Genomic DNA, 9,521 nt, shown 5'->3' with positions numbered 1-9,521 from the left:
CGCGGCCGGGCCGGCCGGCGGCTTGGGGCGGCGGCCGAACAGCTCGGCGGGGGTGGGCATCCGGTGCGGCCGGGCGGGCTTGCGGCCCTGCGGCGCGCGGGGGTCGGCGGGCTGCTCGGCGGGGGGCTCGGTGGTGCTCATCGGGATCCGTCCTCCAACAGGGGTGCCAACGGGGATGGGGCCAACGGGGAAGGGGGAGGTGCTCGGGGGTGCGGCGGGGCTCGGTACGGCGACGAGGTGGCGCTGGCCGGTGGTGAGGGCGAGCCGCTCGCGGACGGCGGCCTCGGCCAGCGCGTGGCAGCGCCCGGCCAGCCGGGAGCGGCGGGAGCGCTCGCCCTGGCCGCAGGGCTGGCGGCTCAGTCCGCGCAGCGCGGTGAGGTCCTCGGGCCCGGGGAGGTAGCCGTCGGTCACCGCCTCCTCCAGCCGTTCCAGGTAGCCGCTGGCGCTGCCGGGCAGGGCGGCCCGGTAACGGGCGAGGTCGGCGAGGAGGAAGGCGCGCAGCCGGCCGCCCTCCTGGACGGCTTCGTCGATCGCCTCGGTCAGGCGCAGCGCGTCCTGGACGTCCTCGGCCCACAGCGCCGCGCCCGCGTCGGCGAACGCCGGCCCGCCGGGGAGCTGGAGGTGGACGGGGACGGCGGGGTGCAGGGCTTGGGCGAGGGCGCGGCGCAGCACGCGGACTTCGTCGGCGCTGAAGGCCATGCCGCCGCGCGATCCGTGTGGCGTAGGCATGGACTGACACTACGTGAGGAATATCCGATTTGTCGGTAGGTCCGCGCCGACGCCCCACGTTTGCCCCGGGAACGTCCTGCGGGCGGGCCGCCGGGGCCCGCCCGCAGGACGGCAGGGGCCGGTGCCGGGGTCAGCGCCGTAGCGCCTCCGCGGGCTGGATCCGGGCCGCCCGCCAGGCCGGGTAGACCCCGGCCAGCAGCCCGGTGAGCAGGCCGATCACCGGTGCGGCGGCCACCGTCGCCGGGTCGACCACCGGTGTCCACTCCCGGGCCAGCGCCACGCCGAGCACCGTCAGCACCCCCAGCGAGGTGCCGACCAGGCCGCCGATCAGCCCCAGCGAGGCCGATTCGGAGAGGAACTGGCCGGTGATGTGGCGGCCCCGGGCGCCCAGCGCCCGGCGCAGTCCGATCTCACCGGTCCGCTCCAGGACGGCGACCAGGGTGGTGTTGGCGATGCCGACCGCGCCGATCACCAGGCAGATCCCGGCCAGCAGCAGGAACAGCTGGTTCAGGTCGGAGGTGACGTTGGAGCGCAGGGTGCGCGGGTCGGGTGGCGGGACGGGTTTGAAGTACTCCGGGTGCGCCGGGTCCAGGGCGAGCGGGGCCTCTGCGGCGATCTGCTGGGCGGCGCCGATCCTGGTCGAGATGATCATCTTGGCCCGGTCCCGCTCCGGCTCGCCCCAGAGCTGGGCGGCGGTCCCGCGCGGCACCAGCACCGAGAGCAGCAGGTCCGGCTTGCGCTTCACGTCGTCGACGATGCCGATCACCGTGAACGGCCGGTTGTCCAGGAAGACCGCCGGCTGGGTGTCCAGCGTGGTGATGCCCAGCCGGGACGCCAGCGCCGCGCCGATCACCGCCACCCGCCGGGCGGTCGAGTCGTGCCAGCCGTCGAAGGTCCGGCCCTGCGCCAGGTGCGGTTCGGCGGCCGCGAGCACCCCGGCCGAGGCGGCCACCACCGAGACCTGCTCGCCACCGGCCTGCCGGCCCACCGGCGCGGACCGGACCGTTCCGGAGGCTTGGCTGACCGGCCAGTAGACGCCGGCCGCCTCGACCCCGTTCAGCCGCTGGATCCGGGCGTCGGCGTCGGCCGGGAAGGCGAGGGGCACCAGCTCGGGGCGGGTGCCGCCGACGTCCTCGACGCTCACCTCGGTCGCGCTCAGCACGCTGAACCGGGAGTCGATCTGCGAGGAGGTGGTCGCGGTCAGCCCCAGGATGGCCACGAAGGTGCCCACCCCGAGGACGGTGCCCAGGCCGGTCAGCGTCGAGCGGGCCGGCCGCTGGAGCACCCCGGCCAGTGCCTCGGAGAGCAGGTCGCGCAGCGGGAACCGGGAGGGCTCGACCACCCGGTCGCGGCGGGTCGGCCTCACGCCGCGACCACCTCCTCGCGCAGCAGGCCGTCCCGGATCGCCACCGTCCGCCGGCCGCGGGCGGCCACCTGCGGGTCGTGGGTGATCAGCAGCACCGTCAGGCCCTGGGCGTGCAGTTCGTCCAGCAGGGCCAGGATCGACTCGGCGGTGACGGTGTCCAGGTTGCCGGTCGGCTCGTCGCAGAGCAGCAGCGATGGCCGGCCGACCAGGGCCCGGGCGATCGCCACCCGCTGCCGCTCGCCGCCGGACAGCCGGGTCGGCAGCGCGTCCAGCCGGTGGCCGAGGCCCACCCGGACCAGCGCGGCGCGGGCCAGCTCGTGCCGCTCGGCCGCCGCGCGCCGGCCCCGGGTCGCCGTGTAGAGCATCGCCAGGGCGACGTTCTCGGCCGCCGAGCGGTGCGGGAGGAGGTGGAAGGACTGGAAGACGAAGCCGATCCGGCGCCCGCGCAGCGCGGTGCGGTCGGCGTCCGGGAGTGTGCCGGTGTCGATGCCGTCCAGCAGGTAGTGGCCGGTGGTGGGGGCGTCCAGCAGGCCGGCGATGTTCAGGAAGGTGGACTTCCCGGAGCCGGACGGCCCGATCACGGTCACGTACTCGCCGGGGGCGACCGCCAGGTCGCACGGCTTGAGGGCGGCCACCGGCGGCGGGCCCGGGTAGGTCAGGCCGACCTGGCGGAACTCGATGACGGGGGTGGCCGGGCCGGCCGCGTCGGGCGCTTCGCTCACTTGGCGCCCGCCCCACTGGCGTCCTTGACGCCGACGATCACCCGGTCGCCCTCCTTGAGCGTGCCCTCGGTCAGCGGCCGGACCTCGGCGCTGCCGCCGCCGACCGTGCCCGGGGTGACCTCCACCCGGCGGCGCTGCCCGTTCTCGTACACCGTCACCACCGTCCTGCCGTCCGCCGTCGCGGATATCGCCGACAGCGGGACGACCAGCACGGGGCCGGCCGAGGAGGCGGCCTGCACGGTCAGCCGGACGTCCTGGCCGGCCAGCCGCGGGTCCAGCGGGGCGTCCGGCTGGACCACCATCGGGTAGCCGTTCGCGGCGCCCTGGGCGGGGGCCGGGTTCTGGCCGCCGCCCTGGCCGGTCCCCGGCGCGGCTCCGGCCGGCTGGCCGTCGCCCGGTGTGTCGGCCACCGCGCCGACCTTGCCGGCGGCCTTGACGCCGGTCACCTCGGAAAGGATCTCCACGGTCTGCCCCGGGTGCACCAGGCCCTTGTCGGAGATGCTCAGACCGCCCTTGACCACCAGTGCCCCCGCCGAGACGGTCAGCACCTTGCCGGAGACCTCGCCGCCGATCCGGCCGGCCACCGCGTCGACCCGGGCCGGGAAGCCGGAGAGGAACAGCAGCTCGGCGGCCGGGACCATCGGGCCGGCGGCGGTCTTCGCGTCCGTCACCTTCTTCCGCAGCTTGGCGAGGTCCTCGGTGGCCCGGGTCACCTGCTTCTGGGCGGTCTCGACGGTGGTGCGGGCCGCGTCCACCGGGCTCTCCCCGGCCGGGCCCGTTCCGCCGGTGGTGCCGGACCGGCCGGTGCCGGCCGTCGCCGCGGGGGCCGGCGCGGTGGCGGCGGGGCCGCCGGTGGGCCCGGCGGTCGGTGCGGCGGTCGGTGCGGCGCTCTGCTGCGCCTGTTGCTGCCGGGCGGCCGTCACCGCGTCGTCGTACTGCTTCTTCGCCTGCTTCAGCGCGTCCTTGGCGTCCGCCAGCGCGCGCTCACCGCCGGTGACCGCGTCCTGGGCGGCGGTCACCTGGGTGTCCCCGTCGGGTGTGGCGGGCATCGGGTCGTAGCCGCGCGCGGCGTAGAACCTCTTCACCGCCTCCTTGGTGCCCGTGCCGTAGGTGCCCTCGGCGTCGCCGTCCGAGCCGAACCCGAGCTCCTTCAGGGCCTGCTGGAGCTGCTTGACGTCCTGCCCGGTGGCGCCCGGCTTGAGGTCCCGGTACACCGGCAGGTCACCGTGCATCGCGAACACCGGCCGGCCCGCCACCTCCAGCACCGACTGTCCGGCCTGCACCTGGTCGCCGACCTTGAGCGGCAGCTTGGTCACCACCGGCTTCGCCCCCGTCGCGCCGCCGCCCCCGGCCGGCGCCACGTCCACCGACTGCCCGGCGCTCACCTGGCCGCGGATCACCACGGAGTCGGTCAGCACCCGCTTCTCCACCGTGGCCGTCAGCACGTCCGGCGCCGGCGGTTCGCTGTCCGCCGCCGCCTGCGCGGGCGACTTGATCATCGTCGACGCCGCGACGCCGCCCCCGGCCAGCGCCACCGCCGCCGCCATGACCAGCACCAGTGCCCGCCGGCGCCGCCGGACCCCCCGCTCGCCGCCGCCCACCTCGTCGTCCGCCGCCGTCTCCGGCGTCACGTCCACCCTCTCGGACTCCACGCGCCCCCACCCTCGTTTCGGAAAACGAATCCAACTGTCCCATGGTGATAACAGGTTGACTGAAACTCAAGGTTTGCCTGCGAATCTTCCGGCTCAGGCGGCCTCGGTCGGAGCCACACGTCCGCCGGCCTGTCGCCCGCCCGGCTCCCGGGGTCCGCCCGGGCGACCGCCAACTCCTGCGCCCCGGCGGCGCCGACGACCCTCTCCGCCGCCCCGCCTCCAGCGGGCTCAGGGCCTGGGCGGCCGGTGTCGCGTACGGGTTGGAGGTCGGACGCTGCGCCCTCCGAGTGGTCAGGATCTGTTCGTCCGTCACCGGCGGCCGCTCGGTGACCCGGTGCCCCATGTCCCGTGCGCAGCGCACTCGGCGGAGAGCTTGTGCAGGGCGTTCTCGAAGACGGCCTGGCTCTCCGCGCCCCCCGCGCCGCCGCTTCCAGTGGCAACGCCGCGGCCGGAGGGTCTCGGCGGCGGCCTGCGATGCCGGTGGTGCGGCCGACGGGCCGAGGAGGCCCCGTCGGTGCCGCCAAAGGAGCACCCGGCCAGTGCCATCACCGTAGCCACGGCCGGCGCAGTAGCGCCCGCGGGCACTGTCGGGTCCGTCGCGCCTCGTCGTCCGGCCACTCGCAATCGGCCCTGCCCCACCCTCGTTCCGGAACTCGATCCACCTGGCGGACCATGCGGAGGTGGCTTGACGTCAGGGTTGTCGGGGGTCGACTTCGTCTGGGTGGCCATGGGTCAGGAGGCGAGGGCCTCGGCGGCGAGCTTGACGCGCTTGTCGATGTCCTGCTTGATGGCGCTCAGGGCCTCGGCGTTCTGCTCGATCAGGGCGGTCTCGTAGGCGGACTCGACGGTGTACCAGACACCGACCACGTTGTGTTCGGCCTTGCAGGTCGCGTCGGCGGTGGCGGTCTGCCGGGCCTTCTCGGAGGATGCGCCGAGGGTCTGCCACTGCGGGTCGTCGGTGGCCGCCATCGGGGTCGGGTAGTTGTAGCCCTTGGCCTTCATGCAGCCGGACCAGGCGGAGAAGGCGGCGAGCAGGCGGGGGTCGGTCTGGGACTGCTTCCAGCCGGTGTCCTTGACGTCGAGCGCGAGCTGGGCGTCCCCGCCGTTGTTGTTGGCCGGGGCGGCGCCCAGCTTGCCGCTCGCTTCGCCGAGGCAGCCGCCCGGCGGCACCTTCTGGCCGTTGACGTCCTGCCCGCCCTGCGGGGTCTGGCCCGGCATGATGGCGATCGCGCCGTTCGGGCTGCCGGTGAGGGCCAGCTCGTACGCGGGCGGCTTCGGAGCGGCCGAAGGCTTCGCGTTGGTGACGGGCGTCTTGGAGCCGTAGCCGTACTGGGCCGCCTCGGTGGCGTTCGTGACGAAGTACCGCCGCTGCGTCAGGTTCGTGGTCGCACCCCCCGCGCCGGACGGTGCGGGAGGCTCGATGGAGGTGAAGCCGAACCGGGCCATGCAGCGGTCCGTCAGCGCGTTCTTCGCGGTGGCCAGTTGCCTGCCCTGCTCACCCGTCAACAGGTAGGCCTCAATGGGGAGTGCCTTGTCCTCGGCCTGGACGAGGGTCGGCACAGCGGAGACCGACGGCGGGGCCACCGAGAGACCCGCGCCCGCGGGCTTGTCGTCGGACGCGGCCGTGGAGGTGCAACCGACCGCGAGGAGCAGGAGCGCTCCTCCGGTGAGCAGCCGCGGTCGACTGAGTGGCGAGGCGTGTGTGGCCATCTGGTTCAGGTCTCCGTGCTTCGGTCGTGCGGTGGGCGGTGCGGGCCCGGAGGGCACCCGGTCATTCGGGCCCGCACCGTGAGGACGGGAGGGTCAGCCGGCGTACTGCCAGGTGCCGGCGGCGTTGTCGTTCTTCACCACGCCGAGGTCGGCGAAGGCACCGGGCCGGATGATGTTGTGGTTGCCCCAGGGCGTGGTGCCACTGCGCTCCCAGATGGTGACCTGCCAGTAGCGGTCCCCGTTGGCCACGGAGGCGGCGTGGTTCTTGACCTCGACACCCGCGCCGCTGCTGCCGTACTGGCCGGCGCTGAAGTACGCGCCGGCGTAGTCGTTGATGTCGCTTTCGTGCTGGAACTGGGCGCCCAGGTTGTAGTTGGAGGAGTTGTAGAACAGGCAGGCGTAGTTGTACGTGCAGGTGCCGATGGTGGCCGCCGAGGCGGCCGGGGCGGTGGCGACGGCGGTGCCGAGGCCGGTGGCGAGGATCGCGGCCGTGGCCACGATGCGCTTGACGTTCACGTTGGACCCTTCGGATGGCCCGCCCGTGGAGCGGACGGGGGTACGAAGGAGAGAAGCCTGGTACTTCCCCCCGGTTGGAACGCCGGGAGTCACGGATGCGGACCCGTACCCCCGAGTGCTGCCGAATCTAGGCCTTCCTTCGCATCAAGACCATTGTCCGCAAGGACAGTTGGCCATGCGGTGATAGAGCGCGACCATGGCCAGGCGTAGCCGTGAGCCGACGCCGAGGCGGTCCATCAGGGCGGCGACGTGGGCCTTGACGGTGCGTTCGGTGATGCCGAGGCGGTCGGCGACCTCCTGGTTGGAGAGGTCGAGGGCCAGGAGGTGGAGCACCTCTTCCTGGCGGCCGCTCAGGCTGTCGATCCGGGACGCCGAGGTGCGCAGGTCGTCCAGGGCGTCGTCGACGGCCGTGATGGTTCCGTGCATGTGTTTCCCCCCTCAGTGCCTACCGCTCCTAGGCGGGGAGCGGTGGGTGATGGGGCCCCGGCTGTCGACGCTAGCACGGGATGGGGTGCGGACGATGATCACGTGCAGTCGCGATGGGGGGACCGTGCGTGAATGTCCTCGTTCGTGAAGGTGTGAGGTGCGTCACACCGATGCGGGGTCAGCTCGGGCGGTTGCGCTCGTAGACCAGGCGCAGGCCGATCAGGGTCAGCCAGGGCTCGTGGACGTCGATCGAGCCGGCCTCGCCGAGGACGAGCGGGGCCAGGCCGCCGGTGGCGATCACCTGGACGTCGTCGGGGTCCTTGGACAGCTCGCGGGCCATCCGGTCGACCAGGCCGTCGACCTGGCCGGCGAAGCCGTAGAGGATGCCGGACTGCATGCCCTCGACGGTGTTCTTGCCGATGACGTTGCGCGGGCGGGTCAGCTCGATCTTGCGCAGTAGGGCGCCCCGGTTGCCGAGCGCCTCGACCGAGATCTCGATGCCGGGGGCGATCGCGCCGCCGACGTAGTCGCCGCGGGCGTTGATCGCGTCGAAGGTGGTGGCGGTGCCGAAGTCCACCACGATGCACGGGCCGCCGTAGAGGTGGTTGGCGGCCAGCGCGTTGACGATGCGGTCCGCGCCGACCTCCTTGGGGTTGTCCATCAGGACGTGCACCCCCGTCTTCACCCCCGGCTCCACGATCACCGCGGGGACGTCGCCGTAGTAGCGGCGCGTCACCTCGCGGAACTCGTGGAGCACGGAGGGGACGGAGGAGCAGATCGCCAGGCCCTCGACCTTGGCGTCGGAGATCGCGGTGCTCGACCCCTGCGAGCCCATCAGGCCGTGCAGCAGCACCGCCAGTTCGTCCGCCGTGCGGCGCGGATCCGTGGAGATCCGCCAGGTCTCGACGACCTCCTCGCCGCCGAACAGGCCGAGGGTGGTCTGGGTGTTGCCGACGTCGATGGTGAGCAGCATGGGGTGCTTTCTTCGTCGAGGACCAGCGGACGGACGGACGGGCGGACGTGCGGGCGGAGCGGACGGACGGGAGGTCAGGCGCGCAGGTCCAGGCCGATGTCCAGGACCGGCGAGGAGTGGGTCAGCGCGCCCACCGCCAGGTAGTCGACACCAGTCTGGGCGACCTCGCGCGCGGTGGCCAGGGTGAGTCCGCCGGAGGCCTCCAGCCTGGCCCGGCCGGCCACCAGGGCGACCGCCTCGACCAGCTGCGGGACGGTGAAGTTGTCCAGCAGGATCAGGTCGGCCCCGGCCTCCAGGACCGGCGTGATCTGCTCCAGGGTGTCGACCTCGACCTCGACCGGCAGCTCCGGGTAGGCGGCCCGGACGGCCCGGAACGCCTCGGCGACGCCGCCGGCCGCGACCACGTGGTTGTCCTTGACCAGGGCCGCGTCCGACAGCGCCATCCGGTGGTTGGCGCCGCCGCCGCAGCGGACCGCGAACTTCTCCAGCGCGCGCAGGCCCGGGGTGGTCTTGCGGGTGTCGCGGACCACCGCGCCGGTGCCCTCCAGGGCGTCCGCCCAGGCGCGGGTGGCGGTGGCGATGCCGGACAGGTGGCAGAGCAGGTTGAGCGCGCTGCGCTCGGCGGTCAGCAGGTCCCGGGTGCGCGAGCGGACCGAGAGCAGCACCTGGCCGGCCTCGACCCGGTCGCCGTCCTGGACGTGCCGCTCGACCTCGAACTCCTCCTCGCAGACCAGCGAGACGACCGCCTCGGCGATCCGCAGGCCGGCCACCACGCCGGCCTGGCGGGCGGTGAAGTCGGCGGTGGCGACGGCGTCGGCCGGCACGGTCGCCACCGAGGTGACGTCCTCGCCGCCGGCCAGGTCCTCGGCCAGCGCCAGGGTGGCGATGTCCTCGACCTCGATCGGGTCCAGCCCGGCCTCCTCCAGCAGCTCGGCGAGCCGCGGGTCCAGGCCGGTCTCGTAGCCCTCGCCGTCCCCGCAGGCGCAGCCGTCGCCGCAGCCGCCGGCCAGCGGGAGCTCCTCGTGCTCGTGCTCGTGCAGGTGGGTCACGTCGGTCGCGTCGGTCATGGTGTTACTGCTCCTCGGGGGTGCTGACGGGGCCGCCGGAGGCGGTGAGGGTGGTGATCAGGTGGCGCCGCCAATGGGCGTCGTCGCGCTCCGGGAAGTCCTCGCGCCAGTGGCAGCCGCGGGTCTCCTCGCGCTGCTCGGCGGCGGTGACCAGCGCGTCGGCGACCAGCAGCAGGTTGGCGGCCTCCCAGGTCTCGACCCGGGGGTCGGCCGGCTTCTGCTCGGCGGCGTCGGCGCGGGACTGCTCGGCGATCAGCGCCAGCCCCCGCGCCGTGGCGGCCATCGACGCGGCCGAGCGCAGGACGCCCGCGCCGCGCGACATCAGCCGCTGGATCTCGGCCCGCGCCTCGGGCGCCGGGT

General features: G+C 74.1%; 9 protein-coding genes and 1 pseudogene. All 10 read right to left on the bottom strand.

Annotation, left to right across the window (positions count from 1 at the left end; all coding sequences use genetic code 11):
• Positions 1 to 729: hypothetical protein (locus tag ABD308_RS26395; protein WP_344339274.1), on the bottom strand; the 729-nt coding region annotated here is incomplete at its 3' end.
• Positions 730 to 859: 130 nt separating this feature from the next.
• Entirely contained in the window at positions 860 to 2,095 is a 1,236-nt protein-coding gene (locus ABD308_RS26390; RefSeq protein ID WP_344339271.1) for an ABC transporter permease, read from the bottom strand.
• Positions 2,092 to 2,817, bottom strand: a complete 726-nt coding sequence (locus ABD308_RS26385) for an ABC transporter ATP-binding protein (RefSeq protein ID WP_344339266.1) — start codon at positions 2,815 to 2,817, stop codon at positions 2,092 to 2,094. Before ABD308_RS26385 ends, ABD308_RS26390 begins: the two co-directional genes overlap by 4 nt.
• Positions 2,814 to 4,469 carry a peptidoglycan-binding protein gene (locus ABD308_RS26380; RefSeq protein ID WP_344339263.1) on the bottom strand — a complete coding sequence of 552 codons (1,656 nt, stop codon included), beginning with the start codon at positions 4,467 to 4,469 and terminating at the stop codon, positions 2,814 to 2,816. Before ABD308_RS26380 ends, ABD308_RS26385 begins: the two co-directional genes overlap by 4 nt.
• Positions 4,470 to 5,201: 732 nt before the next feature.
• Positions 5,202 to 6,179, bottom strand: coding sequence for a hypothetical protein (locus ABD308_RS26375; protein WP_344339260.1), 978 nt, complete (start codon positions 6,177 to 6,179; stop codon positions 5,202 to 5,204).
• 93 nt (positions 6,180 to 6,272) lie between these two features.
• Positions 6,273 to 6,695, bottom strand: coding sequence for a hypothetical protein (locus tag ABD308_RS26370; protein WP_344339258.1), 423 nt, complete (start codon positions 6,693 to 6,695; stop codon positions 6,273 to 6,275).
• 144 nt (positions 6,696 to 6,839) lie between these two features.
• Complete coding sequence (locus ABD308_RS26365; protein WP_344339257.1) at positions 6,840 to 7,121, bottom strand: LuxR C-terminal-related transcriptional regulator; 282 nt, start codon at positions 7,119 to 7,121, stop codon at positions 6,840 to 6,842.
• Between the two features lie 178 nt (positions 7,122 to 7,299).
• Positions 7,300 to 8,094: a type III pantothenate kinase gene (locus tag ABD308_RS26360; protein ID WP_344339255.1), complete on the bottom strand. Its 795-nt coding sequence runs from the start codon at positions 8,092 to 8,094 to the stop codon at positions 7,300 to 7,302.
• A gap of 74 nt (positions 8,095 to 8,168) precedes the next feature.
• Positions 8,169 to 9,161, bottom strand: a complete 993-nt coding sequence (nadC, locus tag ABD308_RS26355; protein WP_344339253.1) for a carboxylating nicotinate-nucleotide diphosphorylase — start codon at positions 9,159 to 9,161, stop codon at positions 8,169 to 8,171.
• A 4-nt stretch (positions 9,162 to 9,165) separates the two neighbouring features.
• Positions 9,166 to 9,521, bottom strand: a pseudogene (locus ABD308_RS26350) (L-aspartate oxidase); the annotation flags it as partial.

The sequence above is a fragment of the Kitasatospora putterlickiae genome (genome assembly GCF_039527695.1).
GTDB lineage: Bacteria > Actinomycetota > Actinomycetes > Streptomycetales > Streptomycetaceae > Kitasatospora > Kitasatospora putterlickiae.
Note: the sequence above shows the minus strand (reverse complement) of the source record. Positions and strands in the feature narration are given on the sequence as shown.